This window comes from Streptomyces sp. NPDC093071, assembly GCF_044754545.1.
In the GTDB taxonomy this organism is placed as follows: Bacteria; Actinomycetota; Actinomycetes; order Streptomycetales; family Streptomycetaceae; genus Streptomyces.
On the sequence record NZ_JBIVPH010000010.1, the window covers coordinates 145,417 to 170,831 of the forward strand.

Genomic DNA, 25,415 nt, shown 5'->3' on the forward strand with positions numbered 1-25,415 from the left:
CCGTGACCCACGGCCGCGAGCCCCACGTTCGTCCCGCACGAGCCGCGACCGCGCCGCCCCGGAGGAGACGGGAACATGACCCTCTGCACCCCTGACCGCACGACCACCCGACCCCGCGTCCAGCGGCCGCACAGCCCCCCGGAGGGGCCGCGCCGCTTCCGCGTCGCCGGCGTCGACCTGTCCGCGTCGATCGCCGTCTTCCTGATCGCGCTGCCGCTCTCGCTCGGCATCGCCCTCGCCACCGGAGCCCCGCTCCAGGCCGGCCTGGTCGCCGCCGCCGTCGGCGGCCTCGTCGCCGGCCGCTTCGGCGGCTCCCCGCTCCAGGTGAGCGGCCCCGCCGCCGGTCTCACCGTCGTCACCGCCGAGCTCATCCGGCTCTACGGCTGGCGCACCACCTGCGCCATCACCGTCCTCGCCGGACTCGCCCAACTCGGCCTGTCCGCCTTGCGCGTGGCCCGCTCCGCGCTCGCCGTCTCGCCCGCGATCGTGCACGGCATGTTGGGCGGCATCGGCGTCACCATCGCCCTCGCCCAGCTGCACATCGTGCTCGGCGGCACCCCCCAGAGCTCCGCCGTGGACAACGCCCTGGGTCTGCCCGCCCAGTTGACCCACGTCCAGCCCGCCGCGTTCGTCATCAGCGCGCTCACCGTGGCCGTACTGCTCTGCTGGCCACGCCTGCCGGGCCGCGCCGGGACGCTCCTGCGCAAGGCCCCGGCCGCACTCGTCGCGGTGGCGGGCGCGACGGCGGTGGCGGTGGTCGCCGGACTCGCCGTGCCCCGCGTCGACCTGCCGTCCTGGAGCAGCCACGCCCTGCCGGGGCTGCCCGAGGGACCGGTCCTCGGCATCGCCGCCGGCGTGCTCACGATCACCCTCGTCACCAGCGTGCAGTCCCTGCTCTCCGCCGTCGCGGTCGACAAGCTCGTCGCCGCCCGCCCGGACCACGGCCTGGGCATCCCGCGCACCGCCCTCGATCGGGAACTCGCCGGCCAGGGCATGGCGAACATGGTCTCCGGCGCGCTCGGCGGCCTTCCGGTCGCCGGAGTCGCGGTCCGCAGCGTCGCCAACGTCTCGGCGGGCGCGGTGAGCCGCGCCTCCACCATGCTGCACGGCCTGTGGATCGTCCTCGCGGCCCTGCTGCTCGTGCCCGTGCTCGACCTGATCCCGCTGCCCGCGCTCGCCGCCCTCGTGATGGTGGTCGGCATCCAGATGGTCAGCATCACCCACATCCGCACCGTCACCCGTCACCGTGAAGTCGTCGTCTACGCGGTGACGCTGGCCGGAGTCGTCCTCATCGGCATTCTGGAGGGCGTCGCCCTCGGCATCGGGGTGGCCGTCGCGGTCGCCCTGCACCGGCTCACCCGCACCCGGATCACCCGCGAGGAGCGGGACGGACGCCAACTGCTGCGCGTCCGGGGCCAGCTGACCTTCCTGGCGGTGCCGCGGCTGAGCCGGGCGCTGCACCAACTGCCGCACGGCTCCGACGTGGTGGTCGAGCTGGACGGGTCCTTCATGGACCACGCGGCGTACGAGACGCTGAGCGACTGGAAGACCGGGCACCTCGCCCACGGCGGCAAGGTCGAGACGACCGGCCCCTCCGGGACCCGGATCGCCGATCCCTCCCCCGGCGCGGCCCCGCACTCCTGCTGCCGGCCCTGGACCCCCTGGCACAACCACCAGTGCGGGGAGCGGCCCGCCGAGCGGGACGGGACCGGCGGGACGGACGCGGAACGGGCGGACCGGACCTCGCCGGGGCTGAAACTGGCGAGCGGCATCGGCAAGTTCCAGCGGAACACCGCCCCGCTCGTGCGGGACGAGCTCGCCCGGCTCGCCCGGGAGGGCCAGCGCCCCTCGCAGCTCTTCCTGACCTGCGCCGACTCCCGCCTGGTCACCAGCATGATCACGTCGAGCGGCCCCGGCGACCTCTTCACCGTGCGCAACGTCGGCAATCTGGTCCCGCTCCCCGGCGAGGGCAGCGGAGACGACTCGGTGGCGGCGGCGATCGAGTACGCGGTGGAGGTGCTGCGGGTCGAGTCGATCACCGTCTGCGGCCACTCCGGCTGCGGCGCGATGCAGGCCCTGATGAGCGCGGGCCCGGACGATCCGCCGTCCCCGCTCCGCCGCTGGCTCCGGCACGGCCGGCCCAGCCTGGAGCGGATGGCGAGCAGACGCCACGCCTGGGCCCGGATCGCGGGACGCCTGCCGGCCGACGCGGTCGAGCAGCTCTGCCTGACCAACGTCGTCCAGCAGCTGGAGCACCTGCGGGCGTACGAGTCGGTGGCACGCCGGCTCGCCGACGGCAGCCTCACGCTGCACGGGATGTACTTCCACGTGGGCGAGGCGCAGGCGTACCTGCTCGACGGCGCGGACGAGCCGCACGGCCACGACGTCTACGACGAGGTCTTCACCCGGGTCATGCCGACCGCCCCGTCGGTCGCCCCGGCGGCCGCCCTGCCGACCGAAGCGAAGACCGACCCGAAGGCCGACCCGAAGGCCGACTCGGAGACCGGCCCTGAGACCGACCCGGCAGCCGAGCCGGCGGTCCGGCTGGAGGCGGCGCGCGTCTCCTGAGCGAGCGCCCCTCCCCGGGCCCGCGCCCCGAAGCGCACGGCCCGCCCCCCGGAGCGCACGGTCGGCGCGCGGGCGGCGCGCCGATCCGGGCCGCACGCCCTCTGAACCATCGGCGCCGTCCGTCCGTGAGACTGTGTGGCCCCTTCTCCCACCGCTCGGGAAGAAGGGGCCACCCACGTCAGGCCACCCACAGGTCTAAACCAATTCCCTGGATGCTCTTGTCACCCGGGCATCTGACTGGTGAGCTATGACGCGGGACACATACGCACAGAGGACGCCCTGGGAAAGGGAGATGTCGTGAGCAACGAAAGCCTGGCCAATCTGCTTCGCGAGGAGCGCCGCTTCGCGCCGCCCGCCGAGCTGGCGGCGGACGCCAATGTGACGGCGGAGGCGTACGAGCAGGCCAAGGCGGACCGTCTGGGCTTCTGGGCCGAGCAGGCCAAGCGGCTGACCTGGGCCACCGAGCCGACCGAGACCCTGGACTGGTCGAACCCCCCGTTCGCCAAGTGGTTCGCGGACGGCGAGCTGAACGTGGCGTACAACTGCGTCGACCGGCACGTCGAGGCCGGCCACGGCGACCGGGTCGCCATCCACTTCGAGGGCGAGCCCGGCGACAGCCGCGCGATCACCTACGCCGAGCTCAAGGACGAGGTCTCCAAGGCGGCCAACGCACTGACCGAGCTGGGCGTCCGCAAGGGCGACCGGGTCGCCGTCTACCTGCCGATGATCCCCGAGGCGGCCATCACGATGCTGGCCTGCGCCCGCGTCGGCGCCGCCCACTCGGTGGTCTTCGGCGGCTTCTCGGCCGACGCCGTGGCCTCCCGCATCCAGGACGCCGACGCCAAGCTGGTCGTGACCGCCGACGGCGGCTACCGGCGCGGCAAGCCGAGCGCCCTCAAGCCAGCCATCGACGAGGCCGTCGCCAAGTGCCCGCAGGTCGAGCACGTCCTCGTGGTCCGCCGCACGGGCCAGGACACCGCCTTCACCGAGGGCCGCGACGTGTGGTGGGACGACATCGTCGCCCGCCAGTCCGCCGAGCACACCCCGGAGGCCTTCGACGCGGAGCACCCGCTCTTCATCCTCTACACCTCGGGCACCACGGGGAAGCCGAAGGGCATCCTGCACACCTCCGGCGGCTACCTCACCCAGGCCGCCTACACCCACCACGCCGTCTTCGACCTCAAGCCGGAGAGCGACGTCTACTGGTGCACCGCCGACATCGGCTGGGTCACCGGCCACTCGTACATCGTCTACGGCCCCCTGGCCAACGGCGCGACGCAGGTCATGTACGAGGGCACCCCGGACACCCCGCACCAGGGCCGGTTCTGGGAGATCGTGCAGAAGTACGGCGTCACCATCCTCTACACGGCGCCGACCGCGATCCGCACGTTCATGAAGTGGGGCGACGACATCCCCGCGAAGTTCGACCTGTCGAGCCTGCGGGTCCTCGGCTCGGTCGGCGAGCCGATCAACCCCGAGGCCTGGGTCTGGTACCGCGAGCACATCGGCGCGGGCAAGACCCCGATCGTGGACACCTGGTGGCAGACCGAGACCGGCGCGATGATGATCTCGCCGCTGCCGGGCGTCACCGAGACCAAGCCGGGCTCCGCCCAGCGCCCGCTGCCGGGCATCTCCGCCACCGTCGTGGACGACGAGGCCAACGAGGTGCCGAACGGCGGGGGCGGCTACCTGGTCCTCACCGAGCCGTGGCCGTCGATGCTCCGCACCATCTGGGGCGACGACCAGCGCTACGTCGACACGTACTGGTCCCGCTTCGAGGGCAAGTACTTCGCGGGCGACGGCGCCAAGAAGGACGAGGACGGCGACATCTGGCTGCTCGGCCGGGTCGACGACGTCATGCTCGTCTCGGGCCACAACATCTCGACGACCGAGGTCGAGTCGGCCCTCGTCTCCCACCCGGCCGTCGCCGAGGCGGCCGTCGTCGGCGCCGCCGACGAGACCACCGGCCAGGCGATCGTCGCCTTCGTGATCCTGCGCGGCACGGCCAGCCAGGACGAGAACCTCGTCGCCGAGCTGCGCAACCACGTCGGCGCGACCCTCGGCCCGATCGCCAAGCCGAAGCGGGTCCTGCCGGTGGCGGAGCTGCCGAAGACCCGCTCGGGCAAGATCATGCGCCGTCTGCTGCGCGACGTGGCGGAGAACCGGGAGCTGGGCGACGTCACCACGCTGACCGACTCCTCGGTCATGTCGCTCATCCAGACCCAGCTGCCGGCCGCCTCCAGCGAGGACTGAGCCGCAGCCCGTACGAGGGAACGCCCGCCCCGGAAAGCACCGACCGGGGCGGGCGTTCCCACGTACCCGCGCACCTCCCGCGATCCCGTGGGTCCCGCGAGCCCGAGGCTCCCGAGGCTCCCGAGGGGACGAAACGGGAGAAACTCCATAGGCTACTTCTCGCCGGATACCCCACCGCCACCTTGGGTAGGGTGTGGGTCGCGTCAGAAACGCGACAGAAAGACCCAGGTGCGCCGGGAAGTCTGGTCGGCATGTGCTTCGCCCTGCCCGCCCGACGGAGGTCCCCCGCATGTCCGCGCCCACCGACCGCAAGTTCCTCGGCCTGCTCCCCCTGCCCGAGCGCCGCTACCTCACCGACGCCCTGCGCACCGAGACCGTCGGCGGCATGTTGCTCCTGCTCGCCGCCGTCACCGCCCTGATCTGGGCGAACACCCCGCTGAGCAGTGGTTACGAGGCCGTGCGGGACTTCCACTTCGGCCCCGCCGCCCTCGGCCTCGACCTCTCCGTCGGGCACTGGGCCGCCGACGGCCTCCTCGCGGTCTTCTTCTTCGTCGCCGGCGTCGAGCTCAAGCGCGAACTCGTCGCGGGCGAGCTGCGCGACCCCCGGGCCGCCGCCCTGCCCGTCGTCGCCGCGCTCTGCGGCATGGCCGCGCCCGCCCTCGTCTACACCCTGGTCAACGTCCTCGGCGACGGCTCGCTCGACGGCTGGGCCGTCCCCACCGCGACCGACATCGCCTTCGCGCTCGCCGTCCTCGCCGTGATCGGCACCTCGCTGCCGTCCGCGCTGCGCGCCTTCCTGCTCACCCTCGCCGTCGTCGACGACCTCTTCGCCATCCTGATCATCGCGGTCTTCTTCACCTCGGACCTGGACTTCGCCGCGCTCGGCGGCGCGTTCGCCGGCCTCGCCGTCTTCTGGCTGCTGCTCCGCAAGGAGGTCCGCGGCTGGTACGTGTACGTGCCGCTCGCCCTGGTGATCTGGGGCCTGATGTACAACAGCGGCGTCCACGCCACCATCGCCGGCGTCGCCATGGGCCTGATGCTGCGCTGCACCGTCCGGGAGGGCGAGGAGCACTCCCCCGGCGAGCACATCGAGCACCTGGTCCGCCCGTTCTCAGCCGGTGTCGCGGTGCCGCTGTTCGCCCTCTTCTCGGCCGGCGTCAGCGTCTCCGGCAAGTCCCTCGGGGACGTCTTCACCCAGCCGGTCACCCTCGGCGTCGTCCTCGGCCTCGTCGTCGGCAAGGCCGTCGGCATCTTCGGCGGCACCTGGCTCACCGCCCGCTTCACCCGGGCCGAACTCAACCCCGACCTGTCCTGGCCGGACGTCTTCGCCCTCGCCACCCTCGCCGGGATCGGCTTCACCGTCTCGCTCCTCATCGGCGAACTCGCCTTCACCGGCGACCCGGCCCTCACCGATCAGGTGAAGGCCGCCGTCCTGACGGGCTCGCTCGTCGCGGCCGTCCTCGCCACCGTCCTGCTGAAGCTGCGGGTGCGGAAGTACAGCGCGCTCTATGCGAACGAGGAGCGCGACGAGGACGAGGACGGCATCCCGGACATCTACGAGGAGAACAGCCCGGAATACCACCTCCGGATGGCCGAGATCCACGAGCGGAAGGCCGCCGAACACCGACAGCGCGCCCAAGTGGCGGGGGCATCGAGCGAGGAGGGCGACCGTCCGGCATGATCTGAGTCGGACCGTAGACGAGGAGAGGGAGCAGCGATGAGCGACCTGTACGACAAGGGCGAGCCGAGCCTCGGCCAACTGGTCGCCTCGGCGACCGCCGAGATGTCGGCACTGGTGCACGACGAGATCGCCCTGGCCAAGGCCGAGATCCGGCAGGACGTCAAGCGCGGCGCGATCGGCAGCGCGGCGGGCATCGCGGCCGGCGTGGTGCTGCTGTTCTCCCTGCCGATGCTGAGCTTCGCCCTCGCGTACGCCATCAACACCTGGACCGGCGGGCACAACGGCAACGGCGGCTGGAACCTCGTCTGGTGCTTCCTGCTCTCCTTCACGGCGAACGTGCTGCTCGCGGGGCTCCTCGGCTTCCTCGCATACTCCAAGTTCAAGAAGGTCAAGCCGCCGGAGAAGTCCATCGCGTCCGCCAAGCAGACGGCCGCGATCGTGCAGAACGTCAAGCCGCACCCGCGCCCCGAGGCGCCCAAGGCTCTGGTCAAGGGCTCCGTTGACCTGGACAAGGGCACCGTTGTGGCACGCTCGTCCGTATGACCCTTCCCGAGAGCAGCACCGCCGGCGGCGGACCCGTACGGCTCGACGGGCCGTGGACCCACCGGGACGTGGCCGCCAACGGCGCCCGCTTCCACATCGCCGAGATGGGCGACGGGCCGCTGGTACTGCTCCTGCACGGCTTCCCGCAGTTCTGGTGGACCTGGCGCCACCAGCTGCCCGCCCTCGCCGAGGCCGGGTTCCGGGCCGTCGCGATGGACCTGCGCGGGGTCGGCGGCAGCGACCGCACCCCCCGGGGTTACGACCCCGCCAACCTGGCGCTCGACATCACCGGCGTCGTCCGCTCGCTCGGCGAGCCGGACGCGGCGCTCGTCGGGCACGACCTCGGCGGCTACCTCGCCTGGACGGCGGCCGTGATGCGGCCCAAGCTGGTGCGCCGGCTCGTGGTCTCCTCGATGCCGCACCCGCGCCGCTGGCGCTCGGCGATGCTCTCCGACTTCGCCCAGTCGCGGGCCGGCTCGCACGTCTGGGGCTTCCAGCGGCCGTGGCTGCCGGAGCGCCGGCTCGTCGCGGACGACGCCGCGCTCGTGGGGGAGTTGATCCGGGACTGGTCGGGGCCGCAGCCGATCGCCGACGAGGGGGCCGTCGAGACGTACCGGCGGGCCATGCTCGTCCCCTCGACGGCGCACTGCTCGATCGAGCCGTACCGCTGGATGGTGCGGTCGCTCGCCCGCCCGGACGGCATCCAGTTCAACCGGCGCATGAAGCGTCCGGTGCGGGTGCCGACGCTCCATCTGCACGGCTCCCTGGACCCGGTGATGCGGACCCGCAGCGCGGCCGGTTCGGGCGAGTACGTGGAGGCTCCGTACCGCTGGCGGCTCTTCGACGGCCTCGGGCACTTCCCCCACGAGGAGGACCCGGTGGCCTTCACCACGGAGCTCGTCAACTGGCTGAAGGACCCCGAGCCGGACCGCTGACGGGCCGTCGCGCTCCCGCGGCCCGGCCGCTGATGCGCCGTCGGACCCCTGTGCGACGAACGGAGTTGCCTCGAACGGCCATGTGCCTCGCGCATACTCCAATTGGCGGGCCCCGGGGAGGTTACCGACCTTGGGGCACGGGCACACGTCCGGGTATGGGCTGGACGCACGACTACGGTGACACGACGGCACGCGACCGCGGCTCGGCCGCCGGACCGGGACCCCTCGAAAGGGGCGGACCTCCGGAGCCGGGCCGTACGCACGCCGTGCAAGGGGTGGGGATCTCGCGCATCCTGCGCCGCCGGGCCCGCTGGGTCTCGGCCCGGCTCAGGCATCCCCGCGACTGACCCCCGAGCTTCCGGAGGAAGTGAGCGACAGAAGCGGTACGAGGGGGCCGCGGGGGTTCAGAGGGCGCAGCCCTGGGTGTCGACCTGCTGGTTGGCCGCCAGGCCGCGCTCGACGTCCCCGCGGACCTCGTCGGCCGTCAGGGCGTAGCCCGTGTTCGCGTCGTCGCGGGAGCGGGCGAAGATCACGCCGTACACCTCGCCGTCCTCGGTGAGGAGCGGGCCACCGGAGTTCCCCTGGCGGACCGTCGCGTACAGCGAGTACACGTCCCTGTTCACCTGGCCCCGGCTGTAGATGTCGGGGCCGTCCGCGCTGATGCGGCCCCGCACGCGCGCCGAGCGCACGTCGTACGCGCCGTTCTCGGGGAAGCCGGCGACGATCGCGCCGTCGCCGCTGCGGGCGTCCCCGTCGGCGAAGACGAGCGGCGGGGCCTTGAGGTCCGGCACGTCCAGGACGGCGATGTCGCGCTGCCAGTCGTAGAGGACGACCTTGGCGTCGTAGAGCTTGCCCTCGCCGCCTATCTGGACGGTCGGCTCGTCGACCCCGCCGACCACGTGGGCGTTGGTCATGATGCGGCGCTCGGCGAAGACGAAGCCGGTGCCTTCGAGGACCTTGCCGCAGCTCTGCGCGGTGCCGACGACCTTCACGATGGAGCGTTGGGCGCGGGCGGCGACCGGGCTGTTCGCGAGCGCCGGGTCGGGGGGCGTGACCGGGGTGATCGGCTCGTTGACGAAGGGGCTGAAGACCGGCGGGAAGCCGCTGCGGGCCAGGGTGGAGCGGAAGTCGGCGAACCAGCCGGACGCCTGTTGCGGTATCACCCGCTCGATGCCGAGCAGGACCCTGGAGCTGCGCACCTCCTTGCCCAGGGTGGGCATCGAGGTGTTGGCGATGAGCGAGCCGACCAGCCAGGCCACGAGCAGCATCGCGACGACGTTGACCAGGGCGCCGCCCGTGGCGTCGAGGGCGCGCGCGGGCGACCAGGTGATGTACCGGCGCAGCTTGTTGCCGAGGTGGGTGGTGAAGGCCTGGCCGACGGAGGCGCAGACGATGACCACCATCACGAAGACGACCGTCGCCGTGGTCGAGACCTCGCTGTTGTCGGTCAGCTCGTTCCAGAGGACCGGAAGCAGCAGGACGGCGACGAGACCGCCGCCGAGGAACCCGATCACGGAGAGGATGCCGACCACGAATCCCTGGCGGTAACCGATGATCGCGAACCACACGGCGGCGAGCAGCAACAAGATGTCCAGCACGTTCACCGTCAATAGCCTCGCAGATTCGTTTCCGGTCGCCCCGGGGTCAGCCTGTCATGAGCGCCAGTCGAGCGGGACCTGTCTGGACCGGTCCCAGGGCAGCTCCCAGCCGGCGAAGTGCAGGATCCGGTCGATCACACCGGCCGTGAAACCCCAGACCAGGGCGGATTCGACCAGGAACGCCGGGCCCTTGTGGCCGCTCGGGTGGACGCTGGTCGCGCGGTTGCCGGGGTCCGTGAGATCCGCCACGGGGACGGTGAAGACGCGGGCGGTCTCGCCGGGGTCGACGACCCCGACCGGGCTCGGGGTGCGCCACCAGCCGAGGACCGGGGTGACGACGAAGCGGCTGACCGGGATGTAGAGCCGGGGCAGCACGCCGAAGAGCTGGACGCCCGCGGGGTCGAGCCCGGTCTCCTCCCGGGCCTCGCGCAGGGCGGCGCGCAGCAGTCCGCCGTCCTCGGGGGTGCCGTCCTCGGGGTCGAGGGCACCGCCCGGGAAGGAGGGCTGCCCCGCGTGCGAGCGGAGGGTGCCGGCCCGCTCCATGAGGAGCAGTTCGGGACCCCGCTCGCCCTCGCCGAAGAGGACGAGGACGGCGGACTGGCGGCCGTCCCCGCTCGCGGGCGGCAGGAAGCGGCTCAGCTGCTCGGGCCGGACGGTGCGGGCGGCCCGGTCGACGGGGGCGAGCCAGACGGGCAGGCCGTCGCGGCTGACGAGGCCGCCGGTGCCGAACCCGCGGGCCTCGTACCCGTGGGGCTCGTGCCCCTGGGTCTCTTCTTCAGTGCGCGTCATAGGCACCCCCGTTGGTTCACAACGCGATGGACGGACGGGTTCGTTCCCGGGTTCCCGGAGGTCCACCCGACCGGGGCGGGCGGGTCCCGGTGCGGGTGGATTGCCGGGGCGGGCGGGCTCCCGGGCCGGGCGGGGCGGGGCCGGCGGGCTCAGCCGCTCGCGCCCAGGGGCGGCGCGGGGCGGCCCGGGTAGTCGGGCGGCGGGTTGAGCCGCTGGCCGGGGAAGCCGCCTTTCTCGTACTTGAGCAGTTTCGCCGCCTTCTCGGGATCGGTCTCGCCCTCCCCGTACGACGGGCAGAGGTGGGTGATCGGGCAGGCGCCGCACGCGGGCTTGCGGGCGTGGCAGATGCGGCGGCCGTGGAAGATCACCCGGTGCGAGAGCATGGTCCACTCGCTCTTCGGGAAGATCGTGGCGACCTCGGCCTCGATCTTCACCGGGTCGTCCGACTCGGTCCACTTCCAGCGCCGGGCGAGGCGCATGAAGTGGGTGTCGACGGTGATGCCGGGGACCCCGAAGGCGTTGCCGAGGACGACGAAGGCGGTCTTGCGGCCGACGCCGGGAAGCTTGACGAGGGCCTCCAGGCGGCCGGGCACCTCGCCGCCGAAGTCGTCCCTGAGGGCGGCGGAGAGACCCATGATCGACTTCGTCTTGGCGCGGAAGAACCCGGTCGGCCGGATCAGCTCCTCGACCTCCTCGGGCACGGCGGCGGCGAGGTCCTCGGGCGTGGGGTACTTCGCGAAGAGGGCGGGGGTGGTCTGGTTGACCCGCAGGTCGGTGGTCTGGGCCGAGAGGACCGTGGCGACGAGCAGCTCGAAGGGGTTGCGGAAGTCCAGCTCCGGGTGGGCGTACGGATAGACCTCGGCCAGCTCGCGGTTGATCCGGCGCGCCCGGCGCACCATCGCGAGCCGCGACTCGGGCTTGGCGGCGCGGTGCGCTTCGGGCCCGGCGGTACGGGAGGGGTCCGCCGTGGCGGTACGACGCTTCCCCGACACGGCCGCACCCGCCTTGGCCGTACCTGTCCTGGCCGCGCCCGCCTTGGCCGTATCCCTTGCGCCCGTACCCGTCTCGGCCGTGTCCCTCGTGGCCGCGCCCTTCGCCGGTCGGGGCGCGGGTGCGCGTCCCGGCTCGGGTGCAGACTTCCGATTTACACCTTTCGCCCGTTTCGGCGCACCATGTTCGCCCACGGCGGAATTACTTTCGGCCGACACTCTTACAGCCCCCTTGGCCTGCGCTCTCACCGGCGAGTTGGACACGCGGCCAGCCTAGGGGCCGCCACCGACATCTGCCCCGGGCACGGCCGATCAGCCCCCGATCGGGCCCCTGACGTACGGAAGTGCGGCGCGGTGCGTCAAACTTGTTGTGATTGATCGCACTGTTTTGTACGTCCGGCATCATGGGATCCGGATCCCGTGAGCAGGTCGACAGTATGGAGAGAACTCGTGGACGACGTTCTGCGGCGCGCCCCGCTCTTCGCGGCGCTCGATGACGAGCAGGCTGCCGAGCTGCGCGCCTCGATGAGTGAGGCGACGCTCGCCCGTGGCGACGCGCTCTTCCACGAGGGCGACCCCGGCGACCGCCTGTACGTGGTCACCGAGGGCAAGGTGAAGCTGCACCGCACCTCCCCCGACGGCCGCGAGAACATGCTGGCCGTCCTCGGCCCCGGCGAGCTCATCGGCGAGCTGTCCCTCTTCGACCCGGGCCCGCGCACCGCCACCGCGACCGCGCTGACCGAGGTCAAGCTGCTCGGCCTGGGCCACGGCGACCTCCAGCCCTGGCTGAACGCGCGCCCCGAGGTGGCCACCGCGCTGCTGCGCGCGGTCGCCCGCCGGCTGCGCAAGACCAACGACCAGATGTCCGACCTGGTCTTCTCCGACGTGCCGGGCCGTGTCGCCCGTGCGCTCCTCGACCTGTCGCGCCGCTTCGGCGTGCAGTCGGAGGAGGGCATCCACGTCGTCCACGACCTCACCCAGGAGGAGCTGGCCCAGCTCGTCGGCGCCTCCCGCGAGACGGTCAACAAGGCGCTCGCGGACTTCGCCCAGCGCGGCTGGCTGCGCCTGGAGGCCCGCGCCGTGATCCTCCTCGACGTGGAGCGCCTCGCGAAGCGCTCGCGGTAAGCACGCACGTACGCGAGTACACACGGACGCGAGCACGCACGCGCACGTCCGCGCGTAGGCACGGAAAAGGCCGCCCCCGGTCCACGGGGGCGGCCTTCCGCGTACGTACGCGCGCGTCCTACCGGATCAGCGCTTCGAGCCGTCCACGATCACCGGCGCCGAGGAGCCGTTCGCGCAGGGCACGGTGTAGATCGGGTTCTTCGCCGCCGCCTCCTTGAAGGCGTCGATGCACTGGTTCATCAGGACCTTGTCCGTCAGTGAGTCGTTGAGGATCTTGTTGGCGCGGGCGATGCCCTCCGCCTCGATCCGGCGCCGGTCGGACTCGGCCTTGGCGGTACGGGCGGCCTCCAGGGCGCGCTCGGTCGCCTGCTGCTGCTGGATCTTGCGGTCGATCTGGTCCTGGAGCGCCTTGGACGGCTTCACGTTGCGCAGGTTGACCGTGGTCACGTCGATGCCGCGCGGGGCCAGCCGCTCCTTGATCAGGGTGCCGATCTCGGCGTTGATCTTCTCGCGGGCGGAGCTGTAGCCCTCCTCGCTGGTGTGGCGGGCGAAGACGTTGCGCACGATCTCCCGGCTGTCCGGGAAGACCAGCCGCTGCTGGATGGCGGCCTCGCTGCCGGCGAGCCGGTACAGCTCCACGGCCTTGGCCGGCGCGACCGCCCACTTCACGGTCACCTCGGCCTCCATCACGCCGCCCTGCGAGGAACGGACCTCGACCACGTCCTGGTCGGAGAGGTTCAGGTCCACCGGGCGGGTCGAGAAGGAGGTGACGGTCGTGAACGGCGAGATCACGTTCACGCCGGGCGTCATGGGCGAGCCCACCTTGCCGAAGGTCACCGGCACGCCGACCTCGTACGCGCCGACCACGTGGACGATGCTGGTGATGCCCGCGAGGAGGGCGGCGATCAGCGCGCCCAGCGCGCCGAGGCGCAGGCCGGTGCGGTCCATGGAGCGCCCCACGAAGTAGAGCACCACCGCGGCTATGAGCAGAAGAATGGCCAGGACGAACACGAGAAATCCCCCCGGTGGAACGATGGCCGAGACAACGGACGTAAAGGGACCGTAAAGCATGGCGTGTCCCCTGGACCATGCCGGGTCCCAGCAACCATTCCCCGGTCCCCGCTGCCGGAATCCGGCCCCTCCCCGGGAAGGACGGGCCGGCGGACCGCGGAAGGACCGCCGTCAGATCAGCCCGCGCTCCCGCAGGTACTCCAGCTGCGCCCGTACCGACAGCTCGGCCGCAGGCCACAGGGACCGGTCCACGTCCGCGTACACGTGGGCGACGACCTCCGGTGCCGTACGGAGGCCGTTCTCGGCGGCCGTCTCGACCTGGGCGAGCCGGCTCGCCCGGTGCGCCAGGTAGAACTCCACGGCCCCCTGCGCGTCCTCCAGGACCGGCCCGTGGCCCGGCAGGACCGTGCGCACCCCGTCGTCGACGGTCAGCGAGCGCAGCCGCCGCAGCGAGTCCAGGTAGTCCCCGAGGCGCCCGTCCGGGTGCGCGACCATCGTCGTCCCGCGCCCCAGGATCGTGTCCCCGGTGAGGACCGCCCGGTCGGCGGGGAGGTGGAAGGAGAGCGAGTCCGAGGTGTGGCCGGGCGTCGGGACGACCCGCAGTTCCAGGCCGCCGACCGTCACCACGTCCCCCTCGCCGAGCCCCTCGTCGCCGAGCCGGAGGGCCGGGTCGAGGGCCCGCACGGGCGTCCGGGTCAGCTCGGCGAAGCGCCCGGCGCCCTCCGCGTGGTCCGGGTGGCCGTGGGTGAGCAGGGTGAGCGCGACCCGCTTGCCGAGCTTCCCGGCGGTCTCGATCACGTTCCGCAGGTGCCCCTCGTCGAGCGGGCCGGGGTCGACGACGACGGCCAGGTCCGAGCCGGGCTCGGAGAGCAGCCAGGTGTTGGTGCCGTCGAGGGTCATCGCGGACGGGTTGGGCGCCAGGACGTTCACGGCGCGGTCGGTCGCGGGTCCGGTGACCACGAGCCCGCGCGGCTGCCCGGGCAGGGCGGCGGCGTCACTCATCGCGCACCCCCGGAGGGGATGATCTTGGTGAACTCCTCGTGGCCCGGCCAGCTCAGGACCAGCTCCTCGCCCTCCAGGCGCGCCTGGGCGAGCACGGGGGTCAGGTCCCGCGCCTCCGCCGCCGCGAGGGCCTCGGCGGCCGTCCCGTACGGCTCCAGGGTGCGCAGGGTGGAGATCGTCGGCGGCATCATGAGCAGCTCGCCCCGGTCGTAGCCGGCGGCGGCCTCCGCCGGGCGGATCCAGACCGTGCGGTCGGCCTCGGTGGAGGCGTTCCGGGTGCGCTGCCCGGCCGGGAGGGCGGCCACGAAGAACCAGGTGTCGTACCGGCGCTGCTCGAACTCGGGCGTGATCCAGCGGGCCCAGGCGCCGAGCAGGTCGGAGCGCAGGACGAGCCCGCGCCGGTCGAGGAAGTCCGCGAAGGACAGCTCGCGGGCGACGAGCGCCTCCCGGTCCCGCTCCCAGTCCTCGCCCGTCGTGTCCCCGACGACCCCGTCCTCGGTCTCCCCGGCGAGCAGGACGCCCGCCTCCTCGTACGTCTCGCGCACGGCGGCGCAGACCACGGCCTGGGCCTGCGCGGGGTCGTCGAGGCCGAGCCGGGCCGCCCAGGTCTCGCGGGACGGGCCCGCCCAGCGCACCGGGTGCTCGTCGCGCGGGTCGACGCCGCCGCCGGGATAGGCGTACGCGCCGCCCGCGAAGGCCATCGAGGTGCGGCGCCGCAGCATGTGGACGTCGGGCCCGGCGGCCCCGTCCCGCAGCAGCAGGACGGTGGCGGCGCGCCGGGGCGCCACCGGGGTCAGCTCACCGGCGGCGAGGGCGCGGATGCGGTCGGGCCACTCCGGCGGGTACCACTGACCGTTCGACTGCTTCGACTGACCATTCGACATGGCCGGATGCTATGCGGAAGGACGGGAATGCACGAGGGCGAGCCGCCGAGGGGGCTCCACGCGCGCGTGGGCCGGCCGCCCCGTGCGGGGTGGCCGGCCCACGCGCACGTACGTGAGGAGGCGAGGGGCGGTCAGGCCTCGGTCAGCTCGACCTGGACCTCGACCTCGACCGGCGCGTCGAGCGGCAGCACGGCCACGCCGACGGCGCTGCGCGCGTGCACGCCCTTCTCCCCGAGGACGGCGCCGAGCAGCTCGCTGGCGCCGTTGATCACGCCGGGCTGCCCGGTGAAGTCGGCGGCGGAGGCGACGAAGCCGACGACCTTGACGACGCGCTTGACGCGGTCGAGGTCACCGGCGACCGACTTCACGGCCGCGAGGGCGTTGAGCGCGCACGTGGCGGCGAGCTGCTTGGCCTCCTCGGCGGTGACCTCGGCGCCGACCTTGCCGGTCACCGGAAGCTTGCCCGCCACCATCGGGAGCTGGCCCGAGGTGTAGACGTAGACGCCCGACTGCACGGCCGGCTGGTACGCGGCCAGCGGAGGAACGACCTCCGGCAGCGTCAGGCCCAGCTCGGCGAGCTTCGCCTCGACGGCCCCGCTCACGACTTGGGCCGCTTCAGGTAGGCCACGAGCTGCTCGGGGTTGTTCGGCCCGGGCACGACCTGGACGAGCTCCCAGCCGTCCTCGCCCCAGGTGTCCAGAATCTGCTTGGTCGCGTGCACCAGAAGCGGCACCGTGACGTACTCCCACTTGGTCATGGGCCCGACTGTATCCGCTGCCGGAGGACGGCTCTCCGAGGCGGCTCTGCGAAGCGGCTCTCCGGGGCGGCCCCGACGCGTCCCCTAGGGAGCTTCTCGGGGGCGGCCTCCTGATTGGGCGCGGCCGCCAGTGGTTAGGCTCGACAACGTGAGCAGGCTCCAGGTCGTCAGCGGCAAGGGTGGTACCGGTAAGACGACGGTCGCCGCCGCCCTCGCCCTCGCCCTTGCGACGGAGGGGAAGCGGACCCTCCTCGTCGAGGTCGAAGGCAGGCAGGGCATCGCACAGCTCTTCGAGACGGAGGCGCTTCCGTACGAGGAGCGCAAGATCGCCGTCGCCCCGGGCGGCGGGGAGGTGTACGCGCTGGCGATCGACGCCGAGCGCGCGCTCCTCGACTACCTCCAGATGTTCTACAAACTGGGCAGCGCGGGGCGGGCCCTGAAGAAGCTCGGCGCGATCGACTTCGCGACGACGATAGCGCCGGGCGTACGGGACGTCCTGCTGACCGGCAAGGCGTGCGAGGCGGTCCGGCGGCGGGAGAAGGACGGGCGCCCGACCTACGACCACGTGGTCATGGACGCGCCGCCCACGGGCCGGATCACCCGCTTCCTCAACGTCAACGACGAGGTGGCCGGCCTGGCCAGGATCGGCCCGATACACAACCAGGCGCAGGCCGTCATGCGGGTCCTCAAGTCCCCCGAGACGGCGGTCCACCTGGTGACCCTCCTGGAGGAGATGCCGGTCCAGGAGACGGCGGACGGCATCGCGGAGCTCCGCGCGGCCGAGCTCCCGGTGGGCCGGATCGTGGTGAACATGGTCCGGCCGCACGTCCTCGACGCCGCGGCGGTACGGGCCGCCTCCGGCGACCACCGGGAGGCGATCGCGAAGACCCTGGCCTCGGTCGGCGTCGCGGGCTCCGCGAAGCTGGTCGATCCGCTCCTGGACCAGGCGGCCGAGCACGCCCGGCGGGTGGAGCTGGAGCGGGCGCAGCGCGCCGTCCTGGACGGCGTCGGCGTCCCCGCGTACGAGCTTCCGTACCTGGGGGACGGGGGCGACATCGCGGGGCTCTACCGACTGGCGAAGGAACTGCGGAGGCAAGGGGTGGGCGCATGACGGAGAAGACGGCGACCGCCGCCACGGGCGGCCGTGAGGCCCCCCACGCCCCGGCCGGACGCGGGCGCGGGCCCGGCGGGACCGGCTCGGACGGCCCCGGAACGGGCGGGCTCGACGCCGCCGCCGTTCTGGAGCTGGATCCGCTGCTCGACGACCGGGGCACCCGCATCATCGTCTGCTGCGGCGCGGGCGGGGTCGGCAAGACGACCACGGCGGCGGCCCTAGGCGTGCGGGCGGCGGAGCGCGGGCGGCGCGTCGTCGTCCTCACCATCGACCCGGCCCGCCGCCTCGCCCAGTCGATGGGGATCGACTCCCTGGACAACACCCCGCGCAAGGTGGAGGGGATCAAGGGCTCCGACGGCGGCGAGCTGCACGCGATGATGCTCGACATGAAGCGGACCTTCGACGAGATCGTCGAGGCGCACGCGGAGCCCGGGCGGGCCCGGGCGATCCTGGAGAATCCCTTCTACCAGTCCCTGTCGGCCGGGTTCGCCGGTACGCAGGAGTACATGGCGATGGAGAAGCTGGGCCAGCTCCGGGCGCGCGACGAGTGGGACCTGATCGTCGTCGACACCCCGCCGTCCCGGTCCGCCCTGGACTTCCTGGACGCGCCGAAGCGGCTCGGGTCCTTCCTCGACGGGACGTTCATCAAGCTGCTCATGGCCCCGGCGAAGGTGGGCGGCCGGGCCGGGATGAAGTTCCTGAACGTCGGGATGTCGATGATGACGGGGACGCTCGGGAAGCTGCTCGGGGGTCAGTTCCTCAAGGACGTGCAGACGTTCGTGGCGGCGATGGACACGATGTTCGGCGGTTTCCGGACCCGCGCCGACGCCACGTACAAGCTGCTCCAGGCCCCGGGCACGGCCTTCCTCGTGGTGGCCACGCCGGAGCGGGACGCGCTGCGCGAGGCCGCGTACTTCGTGGAGCGGCTGGCCGCGGAGCGGATGCCGCTGGCCGGTCTCGTCCTCAACCGCGTGCACGGCAGCGGGGCCGCCGGCCTCTCGGCGGAGCGGGCGCGGGCCGCCGCGGAAAATCTTGACGAGGGTCGCATTGTGGATCAGGGGGACGGGAAGACTGGTCAGCGTGGCTCCCCGGCCACCGCCCCCGAGCCGTCCGAACTCGCCACCGCCGCCGCATCAGCCGTACCCGCCGCACCTGCCGTACCCGCCGGATCCGAGGCTGCCCCCACAGCCGCTGCCGATCCGGCCGCACAGCATGACGCCGCACTCGATGACGACGCCCCCGATGACGAAGCGCACGACGCCACAGACGTAGATGCAGATGCAGACGCAGATACAGACGTAGCCGTAGACGTACGACAGCTCACCGCGGGTCTCCTGCGCCTCCACGCCGAGCGGATGCGGGTGCTCGCGCGCGAGCGGCACACGCGCGACCGCTTCACCGCGCGCCACCCCGAGGTGGCCGTGGCGGAAGTGGCCGCCCTGCCCGGCGATGTGCACGACCTCGCCGGGCTGCGGGCCATCGGTGACCGGCTCACGACCGGGCGGACGTCCTCGGCCTGAGCCCTCTCCGCCGTCCGCGCGTCGGGATCCCCTCCCGGTGCGCGTACGGGTCCGTTCCAACGGGGCGCACGCCCCGGCGCGTTCAGCCGACCGCCGCGTACGCCTCGTACGTCGCGTCGTCGTCCATCGCCACGGGCAGCAGGCCCGCTCCCCGCTCGTACTCCGTGCGCGCGGTCTCCAGGAGCCGGCGCCACGAGGTGACGGTCGGTCTCCGGCGCAGCAGGGCGCGGCGCTCGCGCTCCGTCATCCCGCCCCACACGCCGAACTCCACGCGGTTGTCGAGGGCGTCGGCGAGGCACTCGGTCCGCACCGGGCATCCGGTGCACACCGCCTTGGCCCTGTTCTGCGCCGCTCCCTGCACGAAAAGTTCATCCGGATCGGTAGTGCGGCAGGCCGCCTGCGCACTCCAGTCAGCTACCCAGCCCATACCGGCGCCGTCCTCTCCCGAATCGAGGCTCCCCCACGGCGGCAGCGGCATATTCACCGCTGCCAGTTGGGACGTTACGGAAGGTGGGCACAGCGCAACACCCCCTTCGGGCCCAATCTTGAATGGCCCGAACGGACTATGCGTGCGCGTCAGATCACCCAGGGGAGTGATCGATGGACATGCGTGGGATAAGGGACATACCCCGTGGATATGCCCTTCCTCGGCGGTCGCACTTCGGACACCGCATGACGCATGAGCCGGAATCGGACACGAGCTTCCCGTGTTTCGGGGTCACGGGAATTCATGCCGCCGTCACGACCGGGCCTTGTTGTCGGACCGCACTGCTGTGACAGTTGTGAGCAGCTTAGGCCAAGGCCTGTGCGCCTGTCCGGCGAATGGAAACCCGGGCACGCGCGCGCCCGGGCCCGGTCCCGTACCGCCGCCGGATGTCACGGTCCGGTACCCGAACGCTCCGAGAGGCCCCCGCTCCCGCTGTTCGCTCATGTCTACGGATTAGGCTGCCCCCCATGGCAAAGAAGCGCTCGGGCGGCGGTCTGACCGGGACCCAGCAGGCCGCCAAGTTCCTCGGTGTCAGTGTGCTCGCCGGAGCCGTGCTGGCAGGCATCGCCCTGCCCGCGGCCGGGGCACTCGGGCTGGCCGCGAAGGGCACGGTCGAGGGGTTCGACGAGATCCCCTCGAACCTGAAGACCCCGCCGCTGAGTCAGCGCACCAAGATCCTCGACTCCGAGGGCGGCCTGATCGCCACGGTGTACTCGCGGGACCGGACGGTCGTCCCGATCGAGAAGATCTCCCCGTACATGCAGAAGGCGATCGTCGCGATCGAGGACGGGCGCTTCTACGAGCACGGGGCGATCGACCTCAAGGGCGTGCTGCGCGCGATCAACCGCAACGCGCAGTCCGGCGGGGTCTCGGAGGGCGCGTCGACCCTCACCCAGCAGTACGTGAAGAACGTCTTCGTCGAGGAGGCCGGCGACGACCCCGAGAAGGTCGCGCAGGCCACCCAGCAGACCATCGGCCGCAAGGTCCGCGAGCTGAAGTTCGCGATCCAGGTCGAGGAGGAGCTGGGCAAGAAGAAGATCCTGGAGAACTACCTCAACATCACGTTCTTCGGGCAGCAGGCGTACGGCATCGAGGCCGCCTCGCAGCGGTACTTCTCCAAGCACGCCGCCGACCTGACCCTCGGCGAGGCGGCGATGATGGCCGGCCTCGTCCAGTCGCCCAGCCGCTACGACCCGATCAACGACGTCGAGGAAGCGACCAAGCGCCGCAACGTGGTCCTCCAGCGGATGGCCGACGTGAAGGACATCAGCCAGGCCGAGGCGGACGCGGCGAAGGCCGCTCCGCTGAAGCTGAAGGTCAAGACCCCGAAGAACGGCTGCATCACCGCCGTCGACGGCGCCGGCTTCTTCTGCGACTACGTCCGCAAGACGATCCTCAACGACCCGGTCTTCGGCAAGACGGCCGAGGAGCGCCAGAAGCTGTGGAACCTGGGCGGCCTCACCGTCAAGACCACGCTCAGCCCGCGCGCGCAGGCCGCTGCCAACGAGGCCGCCATCGCGAAGGTCAACAAGGACGACCCGGTCGCCGCCTCGGTGGTGCAGGTCCAGCCCGGCACGGGCAAGGTCCTCTCGATGGGCCAGTCCCGCCCGTACGGCCTGGATCCGAAGAAGAACGAGACGACGCTCAACCTCGCCGTCGGCAGCCGGATGGGCGGCACGACCTTCGGCTTCCAGGTCGGCTCGACCTTCAAGCCGATCACGGCCGCGGCAGCGCTCGAGAAGGGCCTGAGCCCGGCGCAGAGCTTCGACACCCCGGAGCAGATCAACCTGCCGGAGAGCGACTTCCGGCTCTGCGACGGCAAGCCCGCCGGGTACAGCAACTGGGAGGTCAACAACGAGCTCAAGTCCGAGAAGGGCTCGTACGACATGACCAGCGCGCTCGGCAAGTCCATCAACACGTACTTCGCCAAGCTGGAGCAGATGGCCGGCCTGTGCGAGACGCTGACGATGGCGAAGAAGGTCGGTTACGAGCGCGAGCTGGGCAAGCCCATGAAGCAGAGCCCGTCCGCCACCCTCGGCAGCCTGGAGAGCACCCCGCTCGACATGGCGTCCGTCTACGCGACCTTCGCCAACCGGGGCCTGTACTGCACCCCGGTCGTCATCGAGTCGGTCAAGGCCGCCAACGGCGACAAGCTCAACGTGCCGCAGACGAAGTGCACCCGGGCGATGAGCGACCGGACCGCCGACACGATCAGCCAGATGCTGAAGGGCGTCGTCGAGGACGGCACCGGCCAGAAGGCCGGCCTGAGCGACCGCGACAACGCGGGCAAGACCGGTACGACCAACGACCGCAAGGACGCCTGGTTCGTCGGCTACACCCCGAACCTGGCCACGGCGGTCTGGGTCGGTGACGACGTCGGCGAGAAGAAGTCGATGTACGACATCCGGATCGGCGGCGAATACTACGACAAGGTCTGCGGCGGCTGCCTCCCGGGTCCGATCTGGAAGATCGCGATGACCGGCGCGCTGGACGCCGGCAACACCCCGTCCTTCACCCCCATCTCCGTGCCGCGGGCCGAGGCCCCCAAGGGCAAGGAGAAGGAGGGCGACGAGGGCCCGAACAAGCCGAAGAAGCCGAAGAAGCCGCGCGACGGCAAGCCGAACCTCCCCGGGATCACGCTCCCGCCGGGCATCTTCGACTGACCCCGGCTCCGCCGGCCCACTGTCCCGGAACACGAAGGAGGGCGCCCCCACTGGTGGGGGCGCCCTTCCTCGTGTCTCCCCGCGGGTCAGCCCGCGAGCAGCTTCTTCACGGCGGCGGCGACCCGGCCGCCCTCGGCCCGGCCGGCCACCTTGGGGTTCACGATCTTCATGACGGCGCCCATGGCGCGCGGCCCCTCGGCACCCGCCGCCCTCGCCTCCTCGACGGCCTCCGCGACGATCCCGTCGAGCTCCTCGTCGCTGAGCTGCTTCGGCAGGTACGCGTCGAGGAGGAGGCCCTCGGCCCGCTCGCGCTCGGCGGACTCGGGGCGACCGCCCTGGGCGAAGGCGTCCGCGGCCTCGCGGCGCTTCTTCGCCTCCTTGGCGATCACCTTCTGCACCTCGTCGTCGGAGAGTTCGCGCTTGGTCTTGCCCGCGACCTCCTCCTTGGTGATCGCGGTGATGGTCAGCCGGAGGGTCGAGGAGCGCAGTTCGTCGCGCTCCCTGATCGCGGCGTTGAGGTCGTCCTGGAGCTTCGCCTTGAGCGTGGTCATGACCCAAGTGTGGCAGGTGCCGCACCCCCACCGCCCGCGCATTTCCCCCGCACGGGTCTGCGACGATGGGGGGATGCGCGCACGGTACGGGATCCCCCTGAAGATCACGGCAGGCCTCACGGCGACGGCCGCGGCCGGACTCGTCTACGCGGCGGGCTTCGAGGCCCGCTCCTTCCGGCTCCGCCGGGTGACGGTCCCGGTCCTCCCCCGCGGCATGGGCGACCTGCGGGTCCTCCAGGTCTCCGACATCCACATGGTGAGCGGCCAGCGCAAGAAGCGGGCCTGGCTCCAGTCGCTCGCCGGGCTCCGCCCGGACTTCGTCGTGAACACCGGGGACAACCTCTCGGACACCGAGGCGGTGCCGGAGGTCCTGGACGCGCTCGGGCCGCTGATGGAGTTCCCGGGCGTGTACGTCTTCGGGTCCAACGACTACTACGGTCCCAAGCTGCGCAACCCCGCGCGCTACCTGCTGGAGAAGGCGCAGGGCCGCCACGGCCTCAACGGCAACAAGCCGGCGGTCGGCGCCGTCCACAACCCCTGGGAGGGGATGCGGGACGCCTTCGACGCGGCGGGCTGGGTGGACCTCACCAACACCCGGGGCCGGCTGAAGCTGTCGGGGGCCGAGCTGGCGTTCACCGGCCTGGACGACCCGCACATCAAGCGGGACCGGTACGACCGGGTGGCGGGCGGCCCGGACCCGGACGCCGACTTCACGGTGGGCGTGGTCCACGCCCCGTACCTGCGCTCCCTGGACGCCTTCACGGCGGACGGGTACGAGCTGGTCCTCGCCGGGCACACGCACGGCGGCCAGCTCCGCGTCCCCCTCTACGGGGCGCTCGTCACCAACTGCGACCTGGACACGGACCGGGCGCGGGGCCTCTCCACCCACACGGCCGGGGGCCACACGTCCTACCTGCACGTCTCGGCGGGCTGCGGCACCAACCGCTTCACCCCGGTCCGCTTCGCCTGCCCCCCGGAGGCCACCCTCCTCACCCTGACGGCCCGCCCCTGACCCCGGGGCGACGCCCCCGAATACCGGATTTCGCCTCAGCGCGCGCGTGGGCTAAAGTAATCGATGTCGCCGCGACGTGAACACGCAGAGCAGCGACATCGGGGTGTAGCGCAGCTTGGCAGCGCGCTTCGTTCGGGACGAAGAGGTCGTGGGTTCAAATCCCGCCACCCCGACAGCCGAAACACCAGGTCAGGGGCCTGATCCGCGAGAGCGGGTCGGGCCCCTGAGTGGTTTCCAGGGTTATACGAGGGGTCTCTCGCCAACCTTGCCGGCTAATCGGGTTCAGCAGGCGCATACGGCTCACTGCCCGGGTCGCGACCGAAGAACCACGCGAACACGAAGAGTGGGGCGAAGAACACGGCGAGGATGATGCTGCTCCCGGCCACCATCATGTGATCAGAGCGACTCCACCGGTGCTTGGGGCCGCTCAGCATCCAGGTGCCGACGGCAGCGGCGACCGCGACCGTCAGGAGCGCCGGCCACGTATCGCCGCACTGCACCAGGAGCACGAAGGACAGCACCACTGTCGACGGGCTACGCCATTCCATCGTCTGCCCGACGTCCCACCCCATCTGGCGTGGCCTGGGCAGCGCCATCAGTCCGGCCATCAGCAAGAGCTGCGCCACGCCTCCGACCAGTTCGGCTCGCTCGGCGATCCAGCTCGCGGTGGACACCGCCCATCCCGAGGGAAGAGCCAGCGCATCGCACCCGGCGGCCAGCGCGTCAAGCGGTGTATCACCGTGATCGGCGGCGATGGCAGCCAGCGCTGCGAGAGAAGCCACCACCCGGTACGCCGTCGCCACGAGTTTCAGCGAACGAGCCTCCTTGACCAGGTTGTTCACCGTGCTCGATACGCGCACGTCCCGGATCGTCCTCGCTTGGAGTACCGACCCCTTGACGTGCCCACTCACATCGTTGCTGACGAATTGCTCGCTCATGCACCGGAAACTACGTCTCCGCGCAGGAGCACGCCATCGAACATGCCCCTTCGCCCCGGACGCCCCGGACGCCGCCCGGCGGGCAGCGGCGTGGTGAGAGGCCGAATCCCTTCCATCCTGTACACCCCTTGTGGGAAGGGGCGTTGAAGGTACCGAGAGTGATCAGTACTGTCGGTGGCCAACGGGGAGTCAGGGGGAGATTCTTGTGGTGACGCGTCGCAGTCGTGCGTGGGGACCGGGTGCCCGGACAGCGGCGCGGGCGGGTTTCGCCGGGCTGGTCGGCGCGGTGGTCGGCATCGCCGCGTACTCCATCAGTCAGACCGGGGGTCAGTCGCTCTCGGTCGTGGTGGGCGGACTGGCCGGTGTCGCGATCGTGCTGGGGGCCGAGTTCTACCGCCGGTCGGCGCAACTGACGGAGGTACAACTCACCCTGCCCGGAAGCGTGATGGTCTTCGCCGCCAACACGGACATGCGGCAGGCGGCCCTGCGGATGTTCTTCCAGGCTTCCACGCGTATCGCCACCCGTCCGCTGGACGACGGCAGCGGGAACCTCCGCGAGGCGCTGACCTCGCTCAAGACCCTGTTCGACCTGTACCGGGAGCCGCTGGAGTCCGGGGCCGCGCCCCCGCCGCCCGCCAAGGGTGACTCGGTGCACGAGCTCGTCCTGGACGTCCTGAACTTCGAGCTCGCCCCGTTCCTCGCGAAGTGGCATCCGCGGCTGAGCGCCTGGGAGGCCTCCCAGGGCGAGCGGGTGGACGAGACGGAGTGGCCCGACAACGCCGCGTTCCGTGCCGATCTCAAGGAACTCCAGCAGCGCCTGCGTCCGTACGTCATCGGTCTCGGGGAGATCGCCGGGGTCCGCGACCCGGAACGGCATCTGCGCCGGTCCGCGTGGAACCCGGGAGCCGGGGGCACGCCGGTCCCCCACCAGCAGGGGGCCGGGGCCGACACCCCCTGAGGCGGCCCGGTGACGACCTCGTCGTTCACCTGCAACG

The 25,415-nt window shown here is 71.8% G+C and carries 23 protein-coding genes and 1 tRNA gene; 13 read left to right on the forward strand and 11 right to left on the reverse strand.

From position 1 onward, the window contains the following. The first annotated feature begins 75 nt into the window (after window positions 1-75). From ACIQD7_RS28750 to ACIQD7_RS28775, 6 genes are all read left to right on the forward strand, one after another. Entirely contained in the window at window positions 76-2,568 is a 2,493-nt protein-coding gene (locus ACIQD7_RS28750) for a SulP family inorganic anion transporter (RefSeq protein WP_402445356.1), read from the forward strand. Between the two features lie 297 nt (window positions 2,569-2,865). Beyond that, on the forward strand, window positions 2,866-4,821 hold the full coding sequence (gene acs / locus ACIQD7_RS28755) for an acetate--CoA ligase (protein WP_391165749.1): 1,956 nt from the start codon (window positions 2,866-2,868) through the stop codon (window positions 4,819-4,821). 289 nt (window positions 4,822-5,110) lie between these two features. Then, window positions 5,111-6,502 carry a Na+/H+ antiporter NhaA gene (nhaA, locus tag ACIQD7_RS28760; RefSeq protein ID WP_402445359.1) on the forward strand — a complete coding sequence of 464 codons (1,392 nt, stop codon included), beginning with the start codon at window positions 5,111-5,113 and terminating at the stop codon, window positions 6,500-6,502. Between the two features lie 36 nt (window positions 6,503-6,538). Continuing rightward, entirely contained in the window at window positions 6,539-7,045 is a 507-nt protein-coding gene (locus ACIQD7_RS28765; RefSeq protein ID WP_402445360.1) for a phage holin family protein, read from the forward strand. After that, complete coding sequence (locus tag ACIQD7_RS28770) at window positions 7,042-7,980, forward strand: alpha/beta fold hydrolase (protein ID WP_121830211.1); 939 nt, start codon at window positions 7,042-7,044, stop codon at window positions 7,978-7,980. The genes ACIQD7_RS28765 and ACIQD7_RS28770 overlap by 4 nt, the downstream gene beginning before the upstream one ends. A gap of 155 nt (window positions 7,981-8,135) precedes the next feature. Beyond that, window positions 8,136-8,327 carry a hypothetical protein gene (locus ACIQD7_RS28775; RefSeq protein ID WP_121830210.1) on the forward strand — a complete coding sequence of 64 codons (192 nt, stop codon included), beginning with the start codon at window positions 8,136-8,138 and terminating at the stop codon, window positions 8,325-8,327. A gap of 57 nt (window positions 8,328-8,384) precedes the next feature. Here ACIQD7_RS28775 and ACIQD7_RS28780 read toward each other — a convergent pair whose 3' ends face one another. From ACIQD7_RS28780 to nth, 3 genes are all read right to left on the reverse strand, one after another. After that, window positions 8,385-9,584 carry a MarP family serine protease gene (locus ACIQD7_RS28780; protein ID WP_402445362.1) on the reverse strand — a complete coding sequence of 400 codons (1,200 nt, stop codon included), beginning with the start codon at window positions 9,582-9,584 and terminating at the stop codon, window positions 8,385-8,387. A gap of 48 nt (window positions 9,585-9,632) precedes the next feature. After that, on the reverse strand, window positions 9,633-10,367 hold the full coding sequence (locus ACIQD7_RS28785; protein ID WP_402445364.1) for an NUDIX hydrolase: 735 nt from the start codon (window positions 10,365-10,367) through the stop codon (window positions 9,633-9,635). Between the two features lie 149 nt (window positions 10,368-10,516). Next, window positions 10,517-11,620 carry an endonuclease III gene (gene nth / locus ACIQD7_RS28790; protein WP_402445366.1) on the reverse strand — a complete coding sequence of 368 codons (1,104 nt, stop codon included), beginning with the start codon at window positions 11,618-11,620 and terminating at the stop codon, window positions 10,517-10,519. Between the two features lie 186 nt (window positions 11,621-11,806). On the opposite strand from nth, the gene ACIQD7_RS28795 reads away from it, so the two are divergent. Then, window positions 11,807-12,481 (forward strand): Crp/Fnr family transcriptional regulator, encoded by a 675-nt coding sequence (locus tag ACIQD7_RS28795; RefSeq protein WP_015034542.1) that lies wholly within the window; start codon window positions 11,807-11,809, stop codon window positions 12,479-12,481. A 126-nt stretch (window positions 12,482-12,607) separates the two neighbouring features. On the opposite strand, the gene ACIQD7_RS28800 is transcribed toward ACIQD7_RS28795, so the two are convergent. The 5 genes from ACIQD7_RS28800 to ACIQD7_RS28820 form a co-directional block, all read right to left on the reverse strand. After that, window positions 12,608-13,492 (reverse strand): prohibitin family protein, encoded by an 885-nt coding sequence (locus ACIQD7_RS28800; protein WP_121830209.1) that lies wholly within the window; start codon window positions 13,490-13,492, stop codon window positions 12,608-12,610. Window positions 13,493-13,663: 171 nt separating this feature from the next. Next, window positions 13,664-14,494, reverse strand: coding sequence for an MBL fold metallo-hydrolase (locus ACIQD7_RS28805; RefSeq protein WP_402445367.1), 831 nt, complete (start codon window positions 14,492-14,494; stop codon window positions 13,664-13,666). Then, window positions 14,491-15,378 (reverse strand): NUDIX hydrolase, encoded by an 888-nt coding sequence (locus tag ACIQD7_RS28810; protein ID WP_402445368.1) that lies wholly within the window; start codon window positions 15,376-15,378, stop codon window positions 14,491-14,493. The genes ACIQD7_RS28805 and ACIQD7_RS28810 overlap by 4 nt, the downstream gene beginning before the upstream one ends. Window positions 15,379-15,509: 131 nt before the next feature. Further along, window positions 15,510-15,980, reverse strand: a complete 471-nt coding sequence (locus ACIQD7_RS28815) for a RidA family protein (protein ID WP_161373010.1) — start codon at window positions 15,978-15,980, stop codon at window positions 15,510-15,512. Continuing rightward, window positions 15,977-16,135, reverse strand: coding sequence for a DUF4177 domain-containing protein (locus tag ACIQD7_RS28820; protein WP_106969341.1), 159 nt, complete (start codon window positions 16,133-16,135; stop codon window positions 15,977-15,979). Before ACIQD7_RS28820 ends, ACIQD7_RS28815 begins: the two co-directional genes overlap by 4 nt. 148 nt (window positions 16,136-16,283) lie before the next feature. On the opposite strand from ACIQD7_RS28820, the gene ACIQD7_RS28825 reads away from it, so the two are divergent. Further along, window positions 16,284-17,246: an ArsA family ATPase gene (locus ACIQD7_RS28825; protein WP_402445370.1), complete on the forward strand. Its 963-nt coding sequence runs from the start codon at window positions 16,284-16,286 to the stop codon at window positions 17,244-17,246. Continuing rightward, the gene (locus ACIQD7_RS28830) at window positions 17,243-18,769 is read left to right on the forward strand and encodes an ArsA family ATPase (RefSeq protein WP_402445371.1); all 1,527 of its coding nucleotides are present in this window, start codon (window positions 17,243-17,245) and stop codon (window positions 18,767-18,769) included. Before ACIQD7_RS28825 ends, ACIQD7_RS28830 begins: the two co-directional genes overlap by 4 nt. Before the next feature lie 82 nt (window positions 18,770-18,851). On the opposite strand, the gene ACIQD7_RS28835 is transcribed toward ACIQD7_RS28830, so the two are convergent. Then, complete coding sequence (locus tag ACIQD7_RS28835) at window positions 18,852-19,196, reverse strand: WhiB family transcriptional regulator (protein ID WP_030206027.1); 345 nt, start codon at window positions 19,194-19,196, stop codon at window positions 18,852-18,854. 527 nt (window positions 19,197-19,723) lie between these two features. On the opposite strand from ACIQD7_RS28835, the gene ACIQD7_RS28840 reads away from it, so the two are divergent. Beyond that, window positions 19,724-21,919, forward strand: coding sequence for a transglycosylase domain-containing protein (locus ACIQD7_RS28840; RefSeq protein WP_402445373.1), 2,196 nt, complete (start codon window positions 19,724-19,726; stop codon window positions 21,917-21,919). An 86-nt stretch (window positions 21,920-22,005) separates the two neighbouring features. Here ACIQD7_RS28840 and ACIQD7_RS28845 read toward each other — a convergent pair whose 3' ends face one another. Continuing rightward, window positions 22,006-22,470 carry a GatB/YqeY domain-containing protein gene (locus tag ACIQD7_RS28845; RefSeq protein WP_121833833.1) on the reverse strand — a complete coding sequence of 155 codons (465 nt, stop codon included), beginning with the start codon at window positions 22,468-22,470 and terminating at the stop codon, window positions 22,006-22,008. A gap of 73 nt (window positions 22,471-22,543) precedes the next feature. On the opposite strand from ACIQD7_RS28845, the gene ACIQD7_RS28850 reads away from it, so the two are divergent. Together ACIQD7_RS28850 and ACIQD7_RS28855 are read left to right on the forward strand one after the other, a co-directional pair. Further along, window positions 22,544-23,482, forward strand: a complete 939-nt coding sequence (locus tag ACIQD7_RS28850; RefSeq protein WP_121833834.1) for a metallophosphoesterase — start codon at window positions 22,544-22,546, stop codon at window positions 23,480-23,482. A 99-nt stretch (window positions 23,483-23,581) separates the two neighbouring features. Next, window positions 23,582-23,655 (forward strand) — tRNA-Pro (locus ACIQD7_RS28855). Window positions 23,656-23,754: 99 nt separating this feature from the next. On the opposite strand, the gene ACIQD7_RS28860 is transcribed toward ACIQD7_RS28855, so the two are convergent. Beyond that, a complete protein-coding gene (locus ACIQD7_RS28860) occupies window positions 23,755-24,420 on the reverse strand; it encodes a hypothetical protein (RefSeq protein ID WP_402445375.1) in 666 nt (221 codons plus the stop codon). 208 nt (window positions 24,421-24,628) lie between these two features. Between ACIQD7_RS28860 and ACIQD7_RS28865 the strand changes: the two genes are divergently transcribed. Next, window positions 24,629-25,378, forward strand: coding sequence for a hypothetical protein (locus tag ACIQD7_RS28865; protein WP_402445377.1), 750 nt, complete (start codon window positions 24,629-24,631; stop codon window positions 25,376-25,378). Window positions 25,379-25,415 lie beyond the last annotated feature (37 nt).